The organism is Tistrella mobilis KA081020-065 (assembly GCF_000264455.2).
Taxonomy (GTDB): domain Bacteria; phylum Pseudomonadota; class Alphaproteobacteria; order Tistrellales; family Tistrellaceae; genus Tistrella; species Tistrella mobilis.
This window is the reverse complement of sequence record NC_017956.1, coordinates 2,861,534-2,882,928: the sequence shown is the minus strand read 5'-3', so window position 1 is coordinate 2,882,928 and position 21,395 is coordinate 2,861,534. Positions and strand designations below refer to the sequence as shown.

Sequence of the window (21,395 nt, the reverse complement as noted above, 5' to 3'; positions counted from 1 at the left end):
CCGCAGCTGCAGATGGCCGTTGCGCAAAGTTGCGCAACCGGGCGTGCGATGTCGCACACCTTTCGCATATGCGGCAAGAATTTGCCAAAGCCTTGCCGCAAAAGCCCTGTTCACGGCAAAGGATGTGGCGCAGCCGGGTTCGTCATGCTATCAGCACAGGCGAACAAGGAAACGCCGTGTAAGGCGCTTTGCGTGCCGCATCCGGTCCGGGGGGGCCGTCCGCGGACGGCGCCCTACCATTCGAGGATGAAGAAGACCGGAGATGCAGGCGATACTCGAAGAGCTTGAGAAGCGTCGTCAGGCTGCCCGGATGGGCGGCGGCGAGCGCCGTATCGACGCCCAGCATGCCAAGGGCAAGCTGACTGCCCGCGAGCGCATCGAACTGCTGCTCGATGCCGGGTCGTTCGAAGAATACGACATGTTCGTCGAACACCGCTGCACCGAATTCGGGATGGAAAACACCAAGATCCCGGGCGACGGCGTCGTCACCGGCCGCGGCACGATCAACGGCCGCCTGGTCTTCGTGTTCAGCCAGGACTTCACCGTGTTCGGCGGCGCGCTGTCGGAAGCGCATGCAGAGAAGATCTGCAAGATCATGGACCAGGCGGTTCAGGTCGGCGCCCCGGTCATCGGGCTCAACGATTCGGGCGGCGCCCGCATCCAGGAAGGCGTGGCCTCGCTCGCAGGCTATGCCGACGTGTTCCTGCGCAATGTCGAAGCCTCGGGCGTGGTGCCGCAGATCTCGATGATCATGGGTCCCTGCGCCGGTGGTGCGGTGTACTCACCCGCCATGACCGACTTCATCTTCATGGTGAAGGACACGTCCTACATGTTCGTGACGGGTCCGGACGTCGTGAAGACCGTGACCCACGAGGTGGTGACGGCCGAGGAACTGGGTGGTGCGGTCACGCATACCACGAAGTCTTCGGTTGCGGACGTCGCCTTCGAGAACGATGTCGACGCGCTGCTGCAGCTGCGCCGCTTCTTCGACTTCCTGCCGCTGTCGAACCGCGAGCCGGCGCCGCTGCGCGAGACGCAGGACCCGGTCGCGCGTCAGGAGCCGTCGCTCGACACCCTGGTTCCGCCGAACCCGAACAAGCCCTACGACATGAAGGAGCTGATCGAGAAGGTGGTCGACGAGGGCGACTTCTTCGAGATCCAGCCCGAGTTCGCCAAGAACATCCTGGTCGGCTTCGCGCGCATGGACGGCCAGACCGTCGGCATCGTCGCCAACCAGCCGATGGTCCTGGCCGGCTGCCTGGACATCGACAGCTCGCGCAAGGCCGCCCGCTTCGTGCGGTTCTGCGACTGCTTCAACATCCCGATCGTCACCTTCGTGGACGTGCCGGGCTTCCTGCCGGGCACCAGCCAGGAATTCGGCGGCATCATCAAGCACGGCGCCAAGCTGCTTTATGCCTATGCCGAGGCGACGGTGCCGAAAGTCACCGTCATCACGCGCAAGGCCTATGGCGGCGCCTATGACGTGATGAGCTCCAAGCATCTGCGCGGCGACGTGAACTATGCCTGGCCCTCGGCCGAGATCGCGGTCATGGGCCCCAAGGGCGCGGTGGAGATCATCTTCCGCCAGGATATCGGCGACGCGGAGAAGATCGCGGCGCGGACCGAGGAATATCGCGGCCGCTTCGCCAATCCCTTCGTCGCGGCCTCCCGCGGGTTCATCGACGACGTGATCCGTCCGCACAACACCCGCGCCCGCATCTGCGGCGCGCTGGACATGCTGCGGAACAAGCGTCGCGAGAAGCCGTGGAAGAAGCACGGCAACATTCCGCTGTGACCGGGCAGCCGTGAGCGGGCCGGAGCAGGAGACGGATCTGGTGAAGGCGGCGCATGCACGACGCGCGCGGCGCCTGACCGGCTTCTATCTCCACGGCTTCGGCTTCGCGGCGGCGAACGGCCTGATCGCCCTGCTGACGCAGCTGCTGAAGATCGACGACCCCGAAGGTCGGATCGGCTTCGCGCTCGCGATCTGGGCAGGTGCGGTGGTCCTCCACGGTCTCTGGGCCTACGGCGTGCTGTCGTGGGGCCGGGGGCGGACGGGAGGCGGGGCCGAACCGCCGCAACCGCCGTCATCCTCTTCCTGATTTCCAGTCGAGACGCGCTCCCATGTTCGAGAAGATCCTCATCGCCAATCGCGGCGAGATCGCCTGCCGGGTGATCCGGACTGCCCGCCGTATGGGCATCAAGACGGTGGCGGTGTATTCGGATGCCGATGCCGACGCGCTGCATGTCCGCATGGCCGACGAGGCCGTGCATATCGGCCCGAGCCCCAGCAATCAGAGCTATCTGATCGCCGACCGCATCGTCGAGGCCTGTAAGGCCACCGGCGCCCAGGCGGTGCACCCGGGCTATGGCTTCCTGTCCGAGAACCAGAGCTTCGCCAAGGCGCTGGATGCCGCCGGCATCGCCTTCATCGGCCCGAATGTCGAGGCCATCTATGCGATGGGCGACAAGATCGAGTCGAAGAAGCTGGCCAAGAAGGCCGGTGTCTCGACCGTCCCCGGCTATGTGGGCGAGATCAAGGACGCCGACGAGGCGGTGAAGATCGCCGACGAGATCGGCTATCCGGTCATGATCAAGGCCTCGGCCGGCGGCGGCGGCAAGGGCATGCGCCTGGCCCATGACGCGAAGGAGGCCCGCGAAGGCTTCCGCTCGGCGACCTCGGAAGCGAAGTCGAGCTTCGGCGACGACCGCGTCTTCATCGAGAAGTTCATCGAGCAGCCGCGCCATATCGAGATCCAGATCATCGCCGACGCCCATGGCAACATCTGCTATCTGGGCGAGCGCGAATGCTCCATCCAGCGCCGTCACCAGAAGGTGATCGAAGAGGCCCCGAGCCCCTTCCTGGACGAGGCGACCCGCAAGGCGATGGGCGAGCAGGCGGTCGCGCTGGCGCGCGCGGTGAACTATCGTTCGGCCGGCACGGTCGAGTTCATCGTCGGCCCCGATCGCAGCTTCTACTTCCTTGAGATGAACACCCGCCTGCAGGTCGAGCATCCGGTGACCGAGCTGATCACCGGCTACGACCTGGTCGAGCTGATGATCCGGGTGGCGGCGGGTGAGCATCTGCCGTTCTCGCAGGCGGATGTGACCCTGACCGGCTGGGCGATGGAAGCCCGCGTCTATGCCGAGGACCCGTATCGCGGCTTCCTGCCGTCGATCGGCCGTCTGGCGCGCTATGTCGAGCCCAAGGGCCCGGGCGTGCGCGTGGACAGCGGCGTCTATGAAGGCGCCGAGATCAGCATGTTCTACGACCCGATGGTCGCCAAGCTGGTCACCTACGGCGAGACCCGCGCCCAGGCGGCCGAGCGCATGAGCGATGCGCTCGACGCCTATTACATCCGCGGCATCACCCACAACATCCCCTTCCTGACCGCGCTGATGAAGCATCCGCGCTTCCTGGAAGGCCGGCTGTCGACCGGCTTCATCGCCGAGGAATACCCCGACGGCTTCCACGGTGCGCCGCTGGACGCCGAGGCCCGCCGGGCGCTGGCGGCGATCGCCGTGATGGCCGATCTGGCCGACCGTGCCCGCCAGGGCCGCATCACCGGCCAGATGCGCGGCTATGTTCACCATGTCCCCGACGAGTTGGTGGTCATGCTGGACGACGAGCAGGTCGAGGTGAAGGTGGTGCAGCACGCGCCGGCGCTGGTGCTCGACATGGGCGGCAAGCCGGTGACGCTGGACTGCAGCTGGAAGCTGGGCGACCGGCTGCTGTCGGCGACCGTCGACGATCGGACCCGGGTGGTGCAGATCGAGCGCGTGTCGGCGGGCTGGAAGCTGACCCATGGCGGATCGGTGCTGGTGGCGCGGGTCTACACCCGCAAGGGTGCCGCCTATGCTGCGATGATGCCGGTCAAGCAGGCCCCGGACATGAGCCGGTTCCTGCTCTCGCCGATGCCGGGCCTGGTGCTGTCGGTTGCGGTCGAGGTGGGCCAGGAGGTCCAGGCCGGCGAGGAGCTGGCGGTGATCGAGGCCATGAAGATGGAAAACGTGCTGCGCGCCGAGCGCAATTGCACGGTGAAGGAGATCAAGGCCGGCGCCGGTTCCAGCGTCGCCGCCGATCAGGTGATCATCGAATTCGAGTGATCGCCGACATCTCCGCCGTCTCTTCGAAACCCCGCCGGGCCGCGTGTCCGGCGGGGTTTTTCCTGTCTGAGAGGGGGCCGGACCGCAGCCCGTGCATGGCTGCCCCGCCGCCCATGGCCGTTGTCGTGATCGCAAACCGGCGACAGAATCATCCCCACTCTCGCCCTGAGAGATCCCCGACAGATCCCATCCCGTCCGACCGGAGTGCCGCATGACCCGTCGTCCGCCGTCCGTCGCCGATCTGGAACGCCATGTCGAACAGCTCGGCAGCCTGGTCGATACGGCCGGTCTGATCACGGACCCGGCGCAGATGGCGGCCTATGAGCGCGACTGGATGGGCAAGTTCCAGGGGCGGGCCTTCGCGGTGCTGCGCCCGCGCGACACCGCCGCCGTCTCGCGGCTGCTGTCCTATCTGAACACCCATCGCCTGGCCGTGGTGCCCCAGGCGGGCAATACCGGCCTGGTCGGCGGCTCGGTGCCCGATGCCGCCGGCGCTTTCGTGCTGAGCGTCGAGCGGATGACCCGCATCCGCGAGGTCGACACCGTGGGCGCCAGCATCACCATGGATGCAGGTGTGGTGCTGGAGACCGCCCAGGCGGCGGCGCGCGAGGCGGGGCTGATGCTGGCGCTGGATCTGGGATCCAAGGGATCCTGCCGGATCGGCGGCAACATCTCGACCAATGCCGGCGGGCTGAAGGTGCTGCGCTACGGCCATATCCGCGACCAGGTGCTGGGGCTGGAAGTGGTGTTGGCCGACGGCACGGTGCTCGACGGGCTGACGACGCTGCGCAAGAACAATACCGGCTACGACCTGAAGCAGGTTTTCATCGGCGCCGAAGGCACGCTGGGCGTGGTGACCGCCGCCAGCCTGAAGCTGCACCCGGCCGAAGCCGGGCGCGCCGTCGCCATGGTCGCGGTCGACCGTTTCGAGGACGTGACCCGGGTGCTGGGGGCGGTGCGCAGCACCTTCCCGGGCCGGCTGAATTCCGTGGAGCTGATCGGCGCCGATGCGGTGACGCTGGTCGCCACGGCGCTCGACGGGGCCCGCAGCCCCTTTGCCGACACCCACACCTATGCGGTGCTGATCGAGGTGGGCAGCGACGATGCCGCCGCCGCCGCCGAGCGCGAGCGGCTGGAGACGGTGATCGGCCGGCTGATCGAAGACGAGCATGTGGCCGATGCGATCATCGCCCAGAGCGAGGCCCAGGCCGAAGCGCTCTGGCTGCTGCGCGAAGGCGTGCCCGAGGCGGTGGGCCGCACCGCGCCGGTGCACAAATACGACCTGACCTTTGCGGTGGGCGATATCGGCCATTTCATCGCCGATTGCGATCTGGCGCTGGCCCGGGTCGCCCGCGGGCTGCGGCCGATCTATTTCGGCCATGTCGCCGACGGCAATGTCCATGTCAACGTGATGGCGCCGCAGGGCATGTCGGCCGAGGGCTACCGCGCCCTGCAGGCGCCAATCGACGAGGCGGTGTTCGACCTGGTCGGCCAGTATCGCGGCTCGATTTCCGCCGAACACGGCATCGGCCAGGTGAAGCGGGCCTATCTGGACCGCAACCGCTCTGCCGCCGAGATCCGGACCATGCAGATGCTGAAGGCGGTGCTGGACCCGCACGGCATCCTGAATCCGGGCCGGCTGCTGCCCTGAACCGCTTCCGTGCAGCCGGTGGCTGGGCTAGGCTTAAGGCAGGCCCACGGCACATACGGACGCGCCATGACCGACGATCGATCCCCTGACGAGGACATGTCCGCCCCCGCGGCCCGGGATGCGCCGGCACCTGTCGCCGGCACGGCGCCGGGCGACCGGGTGACCATGGCGCTCGCCATCACCGGCCGGGTGCAGGGGGTGGGCTATCGCTGGTGGTTCGAGGGCCAGGCCCGCCGCTACGGGCTGGACGGCTGGGTGCGCAACCGCCGGGACGGATCGGTGGAGGCGCTGATTTCCGGGCCGCGCGCCGCGGTGCAGACCGTGATCCGCCGCGCCCAGGACGGGCCGCCCGCGGCACGGGTCGAAGCCGTGCGGAGCAGCCCGGCCGAGGCACCCGATGGGCCCGGCTTTCGCCGTAAGCCAACCGTTTGAACCGGGCCGACCGTCTGAAAAATGGGACACTGCCATTCATGGGACGCTGGCTTCTGGGCCGCATAGACCGCCTGGCCGGCAGCATCTGCGCCCTGGTTCTGGGGCTTGGCGCGGCACAGGCGCAGGGCTTCGCGCTGGCCTATCTGCAGCGCCTGGGCGGCCATCTGGACGAGGCGCGCCGGTTGCTGGATCAGATCCGCATCGGCGTGGCCCCCTATGACCAGGTGGCACAGCCGGCCCGGGCGGCGCTGGAGGCGGCCGCCGCGGCGCGGGTGGACGAGCTTGCCGTCGCGCGCGATGCCGTGGCCGCGGCCGACCCCTTCCTCAGGCCGCTGGAGCTGCTGCGGCGGGTCGATCCCGAGATCGCCCGGGCGACCTGGGCCGATTACGTGCCGACCCTGCCGGTGGAGCCGGCCAGCCTGACCTATGGCCTGCTGGGCATGGTGGTGGCGTGGCTGGTCTATGACGCGATTACCGGGCTGATCGCCTGGCCCTTTCGGCGCCGCGCCGGGTGATGCCGTCATGCCCGCGCCATGGGCGATTGACGAAGGTACAAACATAACCGATAAGGGAGTCAGCGCCTTCGGCTCTCCCGTCCTGAAGAGAGGAGACCGGCGGCAGGAGGATCGACCCGATGCGCGCCCGCGATGTCTTCCACATTCTGTTTTTTACGGCGCTGACGGCCGTGCTGGGCCTGTTCCCACCGCTGGATGTGCCGCTGATGGGCGTGCCGATCACGGCCCAGACATTGGGCGTGATGCTCTCGGGCCTGGTGCTGGGCTCGTGGCGGGCGGCGCTGGCCCAGATGGTATTCGTGGCGCTGGTGATGGCCGGCGCACCGTTGCTCGCCGGCGGCCGCGGCGGCATGGGCATTCTGACCGGGCCGACCGGCGGTTTTCTGATCGGCTGGATCCCGGCGGCCTTCGTCATCGGGCTGCTGGCAGAGGCGGGGCGCGCCGGCTGGCTGCGCTTCATCCTGGCGACGATCACCGGCGGCATCGGCGTGGTCTATCTGATCGGCGTACCCTGGGCTGCGATGGTGACCACGCTGTCGCCCTGGCAGGTGCTGACCGGCAGCATGGCCTTCCTGCCCGGCGACCTGATCAAGGCGGTCACGGCGGCCGCGATCGCCGTCACCCTCCGCGACCGCGGCCGGTCGACCGCGATGCCTCTTCGATGGTGATCGGCCTTCGACGGTGATCAGCTGCCGCGACCGTCGTCGCCCGCGTCGGTGGTGGGGCCGAAAACCTCCTCGAAGGCTTCGCGCAGCGCCATGTCGGCCTCGACCATGCCCACCGGCCGGCCCAGCGCCACCAGCGAGGTGATGCCGTGGCCCTGCACGCCGCAGGGCACGATGCCGGCATAGTGGCCGAGATCCGGCTCCACATTCAGCGAAATGCCGTGGAAGCTGACCCAGCGGCGCACGCGCACGCCGATGGCGGCGATCTTGTCGTCGAACCCGTCGCCGCGTTCCACCCAGACCCCCACCCGGTCGTCGCGGGTGAGGCCCTTGACGTTGAAGCGGTCGAGCGCCCGGATCACCCAGTTTTCCAGCCCGTGCACATAGGCCCGGATATCGGCGCCGCGGGCCTTGAGGTCGAGCATGACATAGGCCACGCGCTGGCCGGGGCCGTGATAGGTGATCTGGCCGCCGCGGCCGGTCCGGTAGACCGGGAAACGCGGCGGCACCAGCAGGTCGCGATCCTGCTGCGCACTGGTGCCGGCGGTCAGGATCGGCGGATGCTCGACCAGCCACACCCGCTCTGCCGCCGTGCCCTCGCGGATCCGGGCGGCGCGCGCCTCCATCTCGGCGACGGCGGCCTCGTAGTCGGTCAGGCCGGGGGCGATGACCCATTCGACCGGTCTGATCCCGTCACCCTGCAGCGTTCCCGCCATCCGTCTCGTCCTCGTCTTCATCTTCGTCAGCGACAGCTGGCCCCAATCTAGTGCGCCGGGGCCGGTTGCGCCATATCGGGCGACATCCCGCACGATGGTGCGGCGAGGCCCCGCCCATGCGATGGTTGCAAACCGGACCTCCGGCGGCTGCGGCCGGGTGCCGGTGGCCTTTCGGGGCGTGGCGGCTATACTGTGCCCGCACGCGGGAAAAGGGCGCGGATGAAGAGGCCGCAGCCCGGGCCCGCGGCGTAAGATACCGGGGGAGACGACCGCGAATGTCGAAGGAACTGCGCGACGGCGCGCTCGAATATCACCGCCTGCCGAAACCGGGCAAGTTCAGCATCGAGCCGACCAAGCCGCTCGCCAACCAGCGCGACCTCGCGCTCGCCTATTCTCCGGGCGTGGCCTATGCCTGCGAGGCGATCGTCGAGGACCCGCTCAACGCCTCGCTCTATACCACCCGCGGCAACATGGTCGCGGTGGTGACCAACGGCACCGCCGTTCTGGGCCTGGGCGCGATCGGCCCGCTGGCGGCCAAGCCGGTGATGGAAGGCAAGGCGGTCCTGTTCAAGAAGTTCGCCGGCATCGACGCGGTGGACATCGAGATCGACGAACGCGACCCCGACAAGCTGGTCGAGATCATCGCCAGCCTTGAGCCGTCTTTCGGCGCGATCAACCTTGAGGACATCAAGGCGCCGGAATGCTTCGAGATCGAGGAACGGCTGAAGGACCGGATGAAGATCCCGGTCTTCCACGACGACCAGCACGGCACCGCGATCGTGGTTTCGGCCGCGATGCTGAACGCGCTGCGCGTGGTGGGCAAGCCGCTGGATCAGGTGAAGCTGGTGGCCTCGGGCGCCGGTGCCGCGGCGCTGGCCTGCCTGGACCTGCTGGTCGAGCTGGGTCTGCCGCGCGCCAACATCACCGTCACCGACATCGTCGGCGTGGTCTGGAAGGGCCGCAACGAGCAGATGGATCCGCGCAAGGAGACCTATGCGGTCGAGACCGACGCGCGGACGCTGGCCGAGGTGATTTCGGGCGCCGACATCTTCCTGGGCCTGTCGGCCCCGCGGGTGCTGACGGCCGAGATGGTCAAGACCATGGCGCCGCAGCCGATCATCATGGCGCTGGCCAACCCGACGCCCGAGATCCTGCCCGACGAGGCGCGCCGGGTGCGCCCCGATGCGATCATCGCCACCGGCCGGTCGGACTTCCCCAACCAGGTCAACAACGTCCTCTGCTTCCCCTTCGTGTTCCGCGGCGCGCTGGATGTGGGCGCGACCACGATCAACATCGAGATGAAGAAGGCGGCCGCCCAGGCGATCGCCGATCTGGCCATGGCCGAGCCCTCGTCGGAAGTGGCGCAGGCCTATGGCGGCCAGGAACTGCGCTTCGGCCCGGACTACCTGATCCCCAAGCCGTTCGATCCCCGGCTGGTGGTCGAGGTGTCGTCGGCGGTGGCCCGGGCCGCGATGGAAAGCGGCGTCGCCACCCGGCCGATCGAGGATTTCGACGCCTATCGCCAGGTACTGTCGTCCTATTTCTTCCGCTCGGGCCTGGTCATGCGGACCGTGTTCGAGCGCGCGAAGGCGCAGCCCAAACGCGTGGTCTATGCCGATGGCGAGGATGAGCGCGTGCTGCGTGCCGCCCAGATCGTGGTCGACGAAGGCTTCGCCCAGCCGATCCTGATCGGCCGCCGCGCGGTGGTGCAGCGGCGCATCGAGCGGCTGGGTCTGCGGCTCAAGCTCGACAAGGATATCGAGCTGTGCGACCCCGAGGATGATCCGCGCTACAACACCTATTGGTCGGAATACCACCGGCTGATGTGCCGCCGCGGCGTCACGCCCGAAAGCGCCCGCACCGTGGTGCGCACCCGGGCGACGGTGATCGGCGCGCTGATGGTCCATATCGGCGAGGCCGACGCCCTGATCTGCGGCCCGGTCAGCCGGTTCGTGAAGAACCTGCGCCACCTGAAGGAGATCTTCGGGGTGCGCCGGGGGGTGAGTGAGCCCTGCGCCATGCAGGCGCTGATCCTGCCCACCAAGACCATCTTCGTGGCCGACACCCAGGTGGAGCACAAGCGCAGCCCCGAGCAGATCGCCGAGATGACGATCATGTGCGCCGAGGAGGTCCGCCGCTTCGGCATCACGCCCAAGATCGCGTTGCTGTCGTCGTCGAGCTACGGAACCGGCGAGACGCCGTCGGCGCAGATGATGCGCGATGCCTTCGCACTGGTCCGCGAGCAGGCGCCGGAGCTGGAGGTCGAGGGTGAGATGCAGGCCGATGCCGCCATCTCGGAAGAGGTGCGCCATCGGGTCTTCCCGGGCTCGCTGCTTCAGGGCTCGGCCAATCTGCTGATCACGCCGGACCTTGATTCCGGCAACATCGCCTTTAATCTCGCCAAGGCGCTGACCAGCGGCACCTCGGTCGGGCCGGTGCTGATCGGGCTCAACCATCCGGCCCATATTCTGACCCCCGCGGTGTCGGTGCGCGGTATCGTCAACCTGTCGGCCCTGGTGGTCGTGGACGCGATCGAAAAGTCGCGCGACACGCCCTGGTGCCCGATCCCGGCGGAACCTGCCTGACATGATCTGAGCGGCCGGCTTTCCGGGGACGGGATGCCGGCCGGCATTCCCCGACCCCCCTTCCCGATCCCCGGAGATCCGACAGCTTGCGCGACGACGACGACATCCAGGGACGCGACGGTGAGACGGCCACCGCGGCGGGCGAGGCCGAGGCGCTTTACGGCGTCTCGGACGAACTGGTCCGGCGGGTGGCCGATGCCCTGGACGAGGGGGACGCGCCCACGGCGCGCATGCTGGTCGCCGAACTGCATGCCGCCGACATCGCCGATCTGCTGGAACGGCTGTCGGGAGAGGAACGCCGCGCGCTGGTGGAGCTGCAGCGCGACGGCTTCGACCCTGAAATCCTGCCGCATCTGGGCGGCAATGTCCGCGATCAGGTCATCGCCCAGCTGGGCCCCCGGGCGCTGGCCGAAGCGCTGTCGGAACTGGACAGCGACGATGCGATCTATCTGATCGAGGATCTGGACGACGACATCCAGGCGGCATTGCTGGCGGCGGTGCCCCCCGCCACCCGGCGGGCGCTGGAGGAAAGCCTCGCCTATCCGGAATATTCCGCCGGCCGCCTGATGCAGCGCGATCTGATCGCGATGCCGGCCTTCTGGACGGTGGGGCGCGCCATCGACTTCCTGCGCGAAACCCCGGACCTGCCCGAGGAATTCTACGAAATCTTCGTGGTCGACCCGCGGCACAAGCCGATCGGATCGGTGCCGCTGGCCCGCATGCTGCGCCATCCGCGCAAGGTGCTGCTGCGCGACATCATGGACCGCGACGTCGATGCCATCGCCGCCGCCACCGATCAGGAAGAGGTGGCCCGGCTGTTCCGGCACTATTCGCTGGCCTCCGCCCCGGTCGTGGACGATCAGGGCCGGCTGATCGGCGTGATCACCTTCGACGACGTGGTCGACGTCATTCAGGAAGAGGCCGAAGAGGACATGGCCCTGATGGCCGGTGTCGGATCCGAGGTCGACGTGAATGCCGGCCTGGTTTCGGTGGTGCGCCAGCGCATCGCCTGGCTCGGGGTCAATCTCGGCACGGCGCTGATGGTCAGCTCGGTGATCTCGCTGTTCGAGGCGACGATCGAACAGATCGTCGCCCTGGCGGTGCTGATGCCGATCGTGGCCTCGATGGGCGGTAATGCCGGCACCCAGACCCTGACCGTGGCGGTCAGGGCGCTGGCGCTGAAGGAACTGACGCCGTCCAACGCCATGCGCATCCTGACCCGCGAGGTGGGGGTGGGCACGATCAACGGCCTGGTCTTCGGCATCGCGGTCGGCGCCGTGGCGGCGGTGATCTTCGACCCCTTCATCGGCGGCGTGCTGTTCTGCGCCCTGCTCGCCAATCTGGTGACGGCGGGCCTGGCGGGGATGCTGATCCCGCTCGCCCTCGACCGGCTGAAGGTCGACCCGGCGGTCTCGGCCGGCGTGTTCCTGACCGCGGTCACCGATGTGGTCGGCTTCTTCGCCTTTCTGGGGCTGGCTCAGCTGGTTCTGCTCTGAACCCTGTCTCTGTGGTTCAGGCGACGTTGCAACCAGGCCTGCGCGGGACGCTCGACGAGATGGCGGCAGGGGAAAGCCGCCAGGACCGAGAGCGTCATCATGATCAGGGCGAGCGGCAGGGCCTGGCGGAGATGGCCGGTATCGATAAGCAGCTTCGCGACCGTTGCCAGCACCAGTGGGTGAACGAGATAGAGGGCATAAGAGGCGTCGCCCAGACGGATGGCCGCGCGGGAGCACCACCCGTGGGGAACGTGGAGCAGCGCGGTGCCGAGGACTATGCCGAGGCCGGGCACGCCGTAGATCAGGGCCCGATGGCCGCCCACCGGCCAGATCCCCTGCAAAACCAGCAACAGGATACCTGCCGCCAGCAGCCAGGGCCCGCCTGGGCGCAGATGCTCCGCCCTGTGCCGACAGAGAAGGGCCGCCCCCATGCCGGCAGCGAATTCGAGCAGCAGGGGGCTGGTATAGAAGGCGATGACCGGATCGGCCGGATCGAAGATCTGCCCGGCAATGACCAGCCCGACGAGAACGCCGGCACAGCGACCGGCTGTGCGGCTGGCCGTCCCCGCGAAGCAGGCGGCGAAGAGGGTGTAGAAGGCCATTTCGTAATTGAGGGTCCAGCCGACATGAAGCACGGGCTCCACGATCCTCCCTGACAGCGTCTGTGGCAGGAATGAGAGTGCCATCAGCCAGGCTGAGGGATCGGCATCAACGGTATTGAAGCGCTGCGGCGCCGCGACGGCCATCCCCCAGAGGAGAGTGGTGAGCAGCCAGTAGAGCGGTACGATGCGGAAGATGCGTTTCAGCATGAAGGCGGATCGACGGCCATTCGGGCTGAAGGCATGCACCATGATGAAGCCCGACAGCACAAAGAATATGTCGACGCCCGCGATCAGTCCGGGGATCCGTGGGATGCCGTCGATGTTCCGGCTGTGAAGGATGCTGATCGTGTGGTGCAGAACGATCAGCCCCGCAGCGATGAAGCGGAGGATCTGGAGAGCGTCGATCCGAAGAGGTGCGGTCGGCATGCGGGGCTTTTCATCGGCAGGTGTCGAGGGGCGGCTCTGATCTTGTGCCAGCTTGCCGCTGCCGGCGCCATCCCGTAGGCTCCGGTTTCGTGACATCAAAACCGGAAGGCAGGTTCAGGCATGACTGGCATGACGTCGATCCGCGGGGTGGTGGTCGCCGCCGCACTGGGCATGATAATGCTGGCGCCGCAGGCGGTGGCCGCGCAACAGATGATCGACGGTTCCGACCCCGACCAGATCCTGAATCTGGCCCGCGGCTACGGCTCTGCCAATCTTGAAAAATCGGACAACGGCGATCCGCTGATCCGCGGCCGCATCGACGGTGTCGGCTATGCGATCTTCTTCAACGACTGCACGAACAACCGCAATTGCGACACGCTGGGCTTCTATGCCGGCTGGACGGACACCAACGTGACCGAGGCCCATGTCGCGGAGTGGAACCGGACCAAGCGCTTCAGCCGCGCCTATATCGACGACGAGGGCGACCCGGTGATCGAGTTCGACGTGAACCTGAAAAGCGGCGTGAGCCGGCGCAATTTCGACGACACGCTGGACTGGTGGAAGACCGTCATGCTCGATTTCCGCGACCAGGTGATCGACGCCAACTGAGCAAATGAAAACGCCGGCCTCGTGGGGCCGGCGTTTTGCATGTCCGGTAGCGCGATCGTTCAGAAGGCCATGGTCGCCTTGATCAGGAAGGACCGGCCCGGCTCGTAGATCGGGTCGACGTTCGAGAATTCCTGGCCATAGGTCGTACGGTCGGCATAGGCCTGGTCGAAGACGTTGTTGACCTCGCCCCGGAGCGTCAGCCCGCGCACGATATCCGGGGTGTATTCCGCATAAAGGTTCAGCGACTGATAGGCTTCGAGCGTTTCATAACCTTCTGAAACCAGGTCGTCGTTTTCGAAGCCGGCTTCGACGGTGGCGCCGACCAGGAGGCCGGTGGTCTCGAAGCGATGGGCGATTTCGGCTGCGATCAACTGTCCGACCGGGCTGCCCAGATAGAGGCCGATGTCCGAATCGCCCGGCTTGCCTTCGATGGTCAACCGGGTGTCGGTGTAAGAGATGCGTGCGAAACCGGGCCCCCAGTTATAGGCGGCCGACAGGACGTAGCCCTCGGTCTCGAAGTCGAGATTGCCGGCCGGGCCGTCACGCCAGCTTTCGTTGCGGGCATCTTCGAACCGGCTGCGGAACATGCCGGCACCGAAAGTGAAGCCGTCGAGCCGGTACTCGGCGCCGAGGGTCACATTGTTCGATCGGACCGGCTTGATGCCGCCGAAATAGTCCCACCCCGAATTCATGACGAAATTCTCGGCCAGAGCGACGCCGCCGAAGACGTTGGAATAGCCCGCTTTCAGCGTCAGATCGTCGCGCAGGTCCCAGGCCACCGAGGCATTGCCGCTGAGGCCGGCATGGTCGATTTCGGTGCCGTTCACACCCTCGAACCACTGCTGGTCGCCGCGCAGGCCGAAGGAGAGACGCAGCGGGTCGATCGGCTGCAGGCGAGCCTGGGCATAGACGCCGACATTGGTCGCCGTCTCGGACATGTCGCTGCTGCGGTCTTTGTAGGCGGCCTCGTCGTCGTAGAAATCGACACCGGCGGTGACGCTGTCATCGGGGGTGAAGAACATCCGGTTTTCGATCCGGCCCGACAGGCTGGTGGTCTCGCCATGGCTGTAGACGACCGTGTCGTCCGGGCTGGGGACGCCCAGATCGGTTTCGTTCCAGCCCAGCACCAAGCGCGGGTTCCACATCCCCTCGCGGGTTGTGTCTTCGTAGGTCGCGACCAGATTGCGGCGGCGGAGATCGTAGAGCCGGTTGTCGGCGGGGCGGTTGGTCAGACGGCCGATATTGGCGCGGAAGGGGCGAACCGAATCATCCTGCACCTGCTCGCCCGACAGCTCCAGGCGGTGGCCGTCGGTGCTTTCCCAGGCGCCCTTCAGCAGGATGCTCTGCAGCCCGGCGCCGGTGCCCGAAACCTCGCGGCCATTGCCGGCTTCGTAGTCGTCGCCATCGGCCTGTTTGAAGAAGGCGAGCCCTTCGAATCCGTCGGTGGTGCGGCCATAGACCGAGCCGCCCTTGGTGAAGGTGTTGCCGTTGCTGTCCCAGCTGGTCGAGACATAGCCGCCGGCCATCTCGCCCGGGTCGAGCAGGTCGGCGGCATCGGCGGTTTCATAGACGATGGCACCCCCCAGCGCACCCGGCCCGGCATCGGCGGGGGCGACGCCCGGATCCACCCGCACGGCCTTGAGCAGGGCCGGGTCGATCAGCGTGGTGGCGTTGTGGTGGAAGACCTTGTTGTTCTGGCGGGCGCCGTCGATGGTGACCGCCAGATTGGTCTCTTCGATGCCCTGGACATAGATCTTCTGTGCGACCGGCTGGCCGCCGCCGACCGAGACCGTGGCCTCGCCCGCGAAGACGTCCTTGAGGGTGGCCGGGTTGCGCCGTTCCAGATCCTCGCGGGTGACGGTCAGCGATCCGGCGCGGTCGGCGGCGCCGGCGAAAGCATCGGCGCTGCGGGCACCCTGGACCATCAGCGGATCGAGGGTGGTAGTGCCGGCCGCCGTATCGCCCGTCTCAAAGATCACCACACCGCCGGCGTCCTGTCGGTGGGCGAGCCCCGTGCCGGCGAGCAGACGGTCGAGCGCCGCCGGGACACTCAGCCGCCCCGAGACGCCAGCGGTCATGGCCTCGCGCACGACATCGCCATGGGCCGAGACCTGGATGCCGGCCTGGCGACCGAAGGCGGGCAGGGCGTCGCCCAGCCTCTGGGCCGGAATGTCGAAATCGTGCAGGGCGTCCTGTGCCGCCGTCTGGGCCTGTGCCCCTGCCGGCCAGAGGATACCGCCGGTCGCCAGGGCCGTGCCCAGCATCAGTGCCGCCGCGACGGCCCGTCCGGCCGTCCTGTTCGTCGCCTTGTCCATAAGCCCCGACCCTTCGGATGCGATCTCAGGCGTCGCCCGCCATGTGCGCCATGGCTTCTTGCGCGTGCGACGCAATTGCAGATGTCGAAGCCTTGACGACGGGGCCGGGCCGGGTGTTCAGATTTTTTTCGAGAGCAGCAGGATCCAGGGCGTGATCTCGACGACGCGGGCGCCCTGGGCGGCGGCGATGGCGTCGAGCGCGGCGCGGGGGCGGCGCAGGTCGTAGATGCCGGTCAGCGGCTGACGGGCAAGGTCGTCATCGGAGAGGACGATCACCTGCGCGGCATAGGGACGAAGGGCCGCCACCACCTCGGCAACCGGGCGATCGCGCGCGATCAGCTGGCCAGAGGTCCAGGCTGCGACCTCGTCGGCGCGCGACCGATCCTCCATGATGTCGCCATTGGTGCGGATGGTCAGCCGGTCACCGGCTTCCAGCAGGCGGGATGCGCCGCCGGCCGCCACCTCCACCCGGCCATGGCGTACCGCCACTTCCAGACCGGTATCGGTCTCCGCGACCTCGAAACCGGTGCCGCGGACGGTGACCGTCGCCGGGCCGGCCGAGACCACGAAGGGGCGTGTGGGATCGGTTGCGACCTCGAAATAGGCCCGGCCCTGGATCAGGCGGATCCGGCGGCCGATGGCGTCGATCTCGACATCGGCGGCACTTCGTGGCGCCAGATCCATGCGGCTGCCATCAGCCAGCGCGACCTGCCGGGTTTCGGCGCTGCCGGTCGACTGGTCGGCAAGGCCGCTTCGCAGCTGGCCCGGCAGGACGGCGATGGCGGCGATGCCGGCTGCGAGGGCAAGGCCGGCAACCGCCATCCGCATCCGCCGACGCGGGCGGAGGCTGTGCAGCTCCGCCTTGCGGGCTGGCGCCGCGCCAGGTGCGGGCAGCACCTGGCCCATCAGCCTGTAGGTCCGGGAGATTTCTGCCCAGTCGCGCTGATGATCGGGGTTGGCGGCCAGCCAGGCGTCGAAGCGTTCCCGCAATCCGGCATCGCCGGGTGCGTCGTGCAGGCGCACCAGCCAGTCCGAGGCCCGGACCGGTTTCTCGTCTCCGCGCATCGACGCCTTCCCGTTCATCTGCGGCTCCCGGAAGAACAGACCTTCGAGACAGAGACGTTCGAGACGGGGCTTCTGTTCAGATGAAAGGTCATTGATCCCGCCCCCGCAGCCGCTGCCGGCAGTGTTCCAGCCCGTCGGTGACCAGGGCATGGGCGAGGCCGGTGGAGATGCCGAGCCGGGTTGCGATCTCGCGGATGGTCAGCCCCTGCATGCGGTGCAGCTCCAGTGCCTGGCGGGTGCGTGCCGGCAGTTCCGCCATCGCCTCGGAGAGGCGCCGGAGATCCGAGCGCGCCTCGGCCTCCGTCTCGGGCGACGGATCGTCGGTGGCGAGCCCGGCCAGGGCCGCGCCGGGATCGGCCGCCCGGCGCAGATGATCGCGGCCGACGCGGCGACGCAGATCCAGCGCCAGATTGCGGACGATCCGGAACAGATAGGCGCGCGGCGCGTCGAGCCGCCGTTCGGGCTCGGCCGCCTCGAAACGCAGATAGGCATCCTGGACGACATCCTCGGCATCGGCGCGTTCGCCGACGATACGCGTGGCATAGCTCACCAGCGCGCCGCGATGGGCCAGAAAGGTGTCGAGCCGGTCGGGGTTCTGATCCAAGCCGCAGCCTGTGGCAGGAAGGGTGACCGGCATTCCATAGCACGAGCTGCAGCCATATTGCGACTGATTCTCAATGCCATGCTTCAGCGCGGGATCAGCTTCAGGCAGGCGAGGGCGGCAAGGGCGCAGGCGGCGAGGGCGAGGCCGAGGCCGGCGGCATCGTCATGGGGCAGCAGGGCGGCGCTGGCCGCGATCACCGCCGATCCGCCGAGTTGAAACAGGCCGAGCAGAGACGAGGCAGTGCCGGCCAGCATCGGTTCCAGCTGTACCGCCCGGGTCATGACATTGGGCACCTGGATGCCGAGCCCGGCGCCGAACAGGGCCATGGGCGCCATCAGGGCGATGGCCGAGAGCGGTAGCAGCAGGGCGGCGGCGGCCATGGCGATGCCGGCCGCGACCAGCACCAGCGTGCCGATCCGGATCATCCGGCGGCCGCCGAGGCGCAGCCCCGCCCGGCGCACCACCTGGGTGCCGGCCAGGAAGCCCAGAGAGGGCAGAAGCGACCAGAAGCCGTAATGGTCGGCGCGGATGCCGAGCGTGCCGATCAGCAGCACGGGGGCGAGGCCGACGAAGATGAACAGCCCGCCGAAAGTGAAGGTCAAGGTCAGCCCGTAGCCCCAGAAGGCCGGCATACGCAGGAAGACGCCATAGCCCGAAATCACACCGGTATGGCGCGCGCGGCTGCGGTCGGCGGCCGACAGGGTTTCCGGCAGATGCAGCCGGCAGGTAATCCAGGCGGCGACGGCGGCAAGCGCGATCAGGCCGAAGCTCCAGCGCCAGCCGCCCAGGCGCTCGATCACCCCGCCGATCACCGGCGCGCTGCCGGGGGCGAGTGCCAGCGCCAGACCCAGCGACGACATCGCCACCACGAGCCGTTCGGGCGGCACGGCATCGCGCAGCACGCCGCGCCCGACCACCGGCCCGGCGGCGGCCCCCAGGCCCTGGATGAAGCGGCAGACGAGCAGCTGGCCGGCATCGGCGGCGAAGGTGGCGCCGACCGAGCCGAGCGTCAGCAGGCCCAGGCCGATGAGCAGCGCCGGCCGCCGGCCGGCGCGGTCGGCGATCGGGCCGTAGAGCAGCTGGCCGGCACCATTGCCGATCAGGCAGATGGCGAGGGTGAGCTGCGCCGTGGCGGTATCGGTGTCGAGATCGGCGGCCAGCGCCGCCAGTGACGGCAGATGGATCGTCCCGGCGCCCTGGCCGACGATCACGGCGCCGATCACGATCCAGAAGGCCCAGCTGGCGGCGCGGTCGGGGGAGGGCGGCATCGGGGCTCCGGCGATGAGGTCCGGCGGGGCGATCCCGCCGGAGCCCCTGACGATAGCCGCAGGCCTCCCCGGCCGACAAGCCGGGCGGCGGACAGGGTCAGGCGAGGCGGGCGGCCGCCGCCTCCACCAGCCGGCGCCGGGCGGCGATCCGGTCGGCGAAAGCGGTCTCGACCATGGCCAGCACGGCGGGCGGGGCCAGTTCCGGCCGGCCGGCGCCCATCGGCGGTTCCGGCGCGTATTCGATGGCAAGCTCGGCGGCGGCGGCGATGTCGGGGCCGGCGATCCGGGCGGCGAGGGCGAGGGCGATGTCGATGCCGGCGGTGACGCCGCCGCCGGTGGCGACCGGCCCGTCGATCACCACCCGATCGGCCGAGGGTTCGGCTCCCAGCGCCGCCAGTAGCGGGCGCGAGGCCCAGTGGGTGGCGGCTCGCCTGCCGCGGAGCAGCCCGGCTGCCCCCAGAACCAGCGCGCCGGTGCAGACCGACGCCACGCCATACTGTGCCGCTTCGGCACGGCCGCGGACAAAATCCAGCACCTCCGGGAGGTCGAGCAGGGCATCGACGCCGCCGCCGCCGGGCACGATCAGCAGGTCGAGCGGCGGGCAGTCGGCGATGGTGGCCTGCGGCGTGATCATCAGCCCGCCATCGGCCGCGATCGGCTGATCGTCGAGCCCGATGGCGACCGGCGCCCAGCCGGGCAGGCGCAGAAACACCTCCCACGGGCCGATCATGTCGAGGGCGGTGAGGCCGGGGAAGATCAGCAGCCCGGCGCGGCGGCGGATGGCGGTGTCGGTCATGGATGGGGCACTCCTTCAGGGACGGGTGCCGTCATGCTGCCGCGGCGACGCCCTGGCCGAAAGGTCATCAACGCCTCCTTTTCGGCAGGCGCATGGTGTAAGCTCGGTCGACGGCCTGTTCGCGGAGGGCGCCGATGCGCGAGATCCTGTTCCTGAGCTTCCCCGGCGCCCAGCTTCTGGACGTGACCGGCCCCTTCCAGGTTTTTGCGACCGCCAATGATCTGGCCCGGCTGGGCGGGCGGGCGGCGCCCTACCGGCTGCGCCATGCGGCGGGGGCGGGCGGGGCGGTCGAGACCACATCGGGCATGCAGCTGCTGGCAGAGCCGGCCGCGGTGCTGAGAGAGGCCCGGCCGCATACCCTGGTCGTCGCCGGCGGCGACGGGGTGAATGCGGCCGGGCGGGATGCGGATTTCCTCGACCTGCTGAAAACCGGGGCGAGACGGGCGGAGCGGGTGGCCTCGGTCTGTTCGGGCGCCTTGCTGCTGGCGGCGGCCGGCCTGCTGGAGGGGCGGCGCGCCACCACCCACTGGTGCCGGACGGCGGAGTTCCGGCGGCGCTTCCCGGCGGTCCGGCTGGAGCCTGATCAGATCTGGGTGCAGGACGGGCCGGTCTGGACCTCGGCCGGCATCACCGCTGGCATCGATCTGGCGCTGGCCCTGGTGGAGGCGGATGAAGGCCAGGCCCTGGCCCGGGCCGTGGCGCGCCAGCTGGTGGTGTTCCTGCGCAGGCCGGGCGGCCAGTCGCAGTTCAGCCCGCTGGTGCCGGAACCGGTGACCGCGCCCGAAGGCGGCTTCCTGCAGCTGCGCATCCAGGCGACCGCCGATCCGGCCGCCGACCTGACGGTGCCGGCGCTGGCCGAACGGGCGGGGATGAGCCTCAGGGCCTTTTCGCGCGCCTTCCTTGCGGAAGTGGGCGAGACGCCGGCGCGCTGGGTGGAGGGCATGCGGCTGGATGCGGCCCGCCGGGCGCTGGAGGCGGGGGCCGCCTCGATCAAATCCGTGGCGGTCCGCAGCGGTTTCGGCGATGACGAGCGGATGCGCCGCGCCTTCCTCAGGCGGCTGGGTGTGACGCCTGAGGCATACCGGTCACGTTTCGGAAACGGCCATGAAAATCGCGGGATGGCGGCCGGTGGGACAAGGCTGTAACGTGCGGCATGCGGCACCGCATATCGGCGCCGCCTTCCGAAACCTCGTGAGACAGAATCGAGGACGACATGAAGACCGTGCTGCGCATTGCGGCGCTGATGGCCCTGACCGCCTGGAGCGGGACGGCAGCCGCCAACACCTTCTCTCTGACGATTGTGAACAAGACGAGGTCGGTGGTGGAGGCGTTCTACACCTCGCCGGTGGGCGAGGACGACTGGGAGGAAGACATGCTGGGCGACGAGGTGATCGCCCCGGGCAAGCAGAAGACCATCCGCTTCAAGGACGACCGCAATGTCTGCAAATACGACATGCGGTTCGAATTCGGCGGTGGCGATCTGGAACCGCTGGAAGACACGCAGAATCTCTGCGACCTCGGCACCTATACGATCACTGAGTGA

The 21,395-nt window shown here is 68.5% G+C and carries 19 protein-coding genes; 12 read left to right on the top strand and 7 right to left on the bottom strand.

Going from position 1 to position 21,395, the window contains the following annotated elements:
• The first annotated feature begins 262 nt into the window (after positions 1–262).
• From TMO_RS13095 to TMO_RS13065, 7 genes are all read left to right on the top strand, one after another.
• A complete protein-coding gene (locus TMO_RS13095; protein WP_014746115.1) occupies positions 263–1,795 on the top strand; it encodes an acyl-CoA carboxylase subunit beta in 1,533 nt (510 codons plus the stop codon).
• A 40-nt stretch (positions 1,796–1,835) separates the two neighbouring features.
• A complete protein-coding gene (locus TMO_RS13090) occupies positions 1,836–2,102 on the top strand; it encodes a hypothetical protein (protein ID WP_014746114.1) in 267 nt (88 codons plus the stop codon).
• A 22-nt stretch (positions 2,103–2,124) separates the two neighbouring features.
• Positions 2,125–4,107 (top strand): acetyl/propionyl/methylcrotonyl-CoA carboxylase subunit alpha, encoded by a 1,983-nt coding sequence (locus TMO_RS13085; protein ID WP_014746113.1) that lies wholly within the window; start codon positions 2,125–2,127, stop codon positions 4,105–4,107.
• Between the two features lie 211 nt (positions 4,108–4,318).
• The gene (locus TMO_RS13080) at positions 4,319–5,758 is read left to right on the top strand and encodes an FAD-binding oxidoreductase (RefSeq protein ID WP_014746112.1); all 1,440 of its coding nucleotides are present in this window, start codon (positions 4,319–4,321) and stop codon (positions 5,756–5,758) included.
• Positions 5,759–5,923: 165 nt separating this feature from the next.
• The gene (locus tag TMO_RS13075) at positions 5,924–6,190 is read left to right on the top strand and encodes an acylphosphatase (RefSeq protein ID WP_041606286.1); all 267 of its coding nucleotides are present in this window, start codon (positions 5,924–5,926) and stop codon (positions 6,188–6,190) included.
• A 38-nt stretch (positions 6,191–6,228) separates the two neighbouring features.
• A complete protein-coding gene (locus tag TMO_RS13070) occupies positions 6,229–6,705 on the top strand; it encodes a DUF2937 family protein (protein ID WP_014746110.1) in 477 nt (158 codons plus the stop codon).
• 119 nt (positions 6,706–6,824) lie between these two features.
• Positions 6,825–7,373, top strand: coding sequence for a biotin transporter BioY (locus tag TMO_RS13065; RefSeq protein WP_014746109.1), 549 nt, complete (start codon positions 6,825–6,827; stop codon positions 7,371–7,373).
• 17 nt (positions 7,374–7,390) lie between these two features.
• Here the strand turns inward: TMO_RS13065 and lipB are convergent, their stop codons facing one another.
• A complete protein-coding gene (lipB, locus tag TMO_RS13060; protein ID WP_014746108.1) occupies positions 7,391–8,086 on the bottom strand; it encodes a lipoyl(octanoyl) transferase LipB in 696 nt (231 codons plus the stop codon).
• A 275-nt stretch (positions 8,087–8,361) separates the two neighbouring features.
• Here lipB and TMO_RS13055 point away from each other — a divergent pair, with 275 nt between their 5' ends.
• Positions 8,362–10,671: an NADP-dependent malic enzyme gene (locus tag TMO_RS13055; protein WP_014746107.1), complete on the top strand. Its 2,310-nt coding sequence runs from the start codon at positions 8,362–8,364 to the stop codon at positions 10,669–10,671.
• 86 nt (positions 10,672–10,757) lie between these two features.
• Positions 10,758–12,167: a magnesium transporter gene (gene mgtE, locus TMO_RS13050; protein ID WP_014746106.1), complete on the top strand. Its 1,410-nt coding sequence runs from the start codon at positions 10,758–10,760 to the stop codon at positions 12,165–12,167.
• Here the strand turns inward: mgtE and TMO_RS13045 are convergent.
• Positions 12,149–13,195, bottom strand: a complete 1,047-nt coding sequence (locus TMO_RS13045) for an acyltransferase family protein (RefSeq protein ID WP_014746105.1) — start codon at positions 13,193–13,195, stop codon at positions 12,149–12,151. The two genes, mgtE and TMO_RS13045, sit on opposite strands and share 19 nt — an antisense overlap.
• Positions 13,196–13,315: 120 nt before the next feature.
• Between TMO_RS13045 and TMO_RS13040 the strand changes: the two genes are divergently transcribed.
• On the top strand, positions 13,316–13,804 hold the full coding sequence (locus tag TMO_RS13040; protein ID WP_145978131.1) for a YbjN domain-containing protein: 489 nt from the start codon (positions 13,316–13,318) through the stop codon (positions 13,802–13,804).
• Between the two features lie 59 nt (positions 13,805–13,863).
• On the opposite strand, the gene TMO_RS13035 is transcribed toward TMO_RS13040, so the two are convergent.
• From TMO_RS13035 to TMO_RS13015, 5 genes are all read right to left on the bottom strand, one after another.
• Positions 13,864–16,119 carry a TonB-dependent receptor gene (locus TMO_RS13035; protein WP_014746103.1) on the bottom strand — a complete coding sequence of 752 codons (2,256 nt, stop codon included), beginning with the start codon at positions 16,117–16,119 and terminating at the stop codon, positions 13,864–13,866.
• A gap of 117 nt (positions 16,120–16,236) precedes the next feature.
• The gene (locus TMO_RS13030) at positions 16,237–17,202 is read right to left on the bottom strand and encodes a FecR family protein (protein ID WP_051045382.1); all 966 of its coding nucleotides are present in this window, start codon (positions 17,200–17,202) and stop codon (positions 16,237–16,239) included.
• Positions 17,203–17,272: 70 nt separating this feature from the next.
• The gene (locus TMO_RS13025) at positions 17,273–17,788 is read right to left on the bottom strand and encodes a sigma-70 family RNA polymerase sigma factor (protein WP_014746101.1); all 516 of its coding nucleotides are present in this window, start codon (positions 17,786–17,788) and stop codon (positions 17,273–17,275) included.
• Positions 17,789–17,871: 83 nt separating this feature from the next.
• A complete protein-coding gene (locus TMO_RS13020; protein WP_014746100.1) occupies positions 17,872–19,056 on the bottom strand; it encodes a multidrug effflux MFS transporter in 1,185 nt (394 codons plus the stop codon).
• A gap of 97 nt (positions 19,057–19,153) precedes the next feature.
• Positions 19,154–19,852 (bottom strand): DJ-1/PfpI family protein, encoded by a 699-nt coding sequence (locus tag TMO_RS13015; RefSeq protein ID WP_014746099.1) that lies wholly within the window; start codon positions 19,850–19,852, stop codon positions 19,154–19,156.
• A gap of 134 nt (positions 19,853–19,986) precedes the next feature.
• Between TMO_RS13015 and TMO_RS13010 the strand changes: the two genes are divergently transcribed.
• Positions 19,987–20,997: a GlxA family transcriptional regulator gene (locus tag TMO_RS13010; protein ID WP_014746098.1), complete on the top strand. Its 1,011-nt coding sequence runs from the start codon at positions 19,987–19,989 to the stop codon at positions 20,995–20,997.
• A 68-nt stretch (positions 20,998–21,065) separates the two neighbouring features.
• On the top strand, positions 21,066–21,395 hold the full coding sequence (locus TMO_RS13005; RefSeq protein ID WP_014746097.1) for a hypothetical protein: 330 nt from the start codon (positions 21,066–21,068) through the stop codon (positions 21,393–21,395).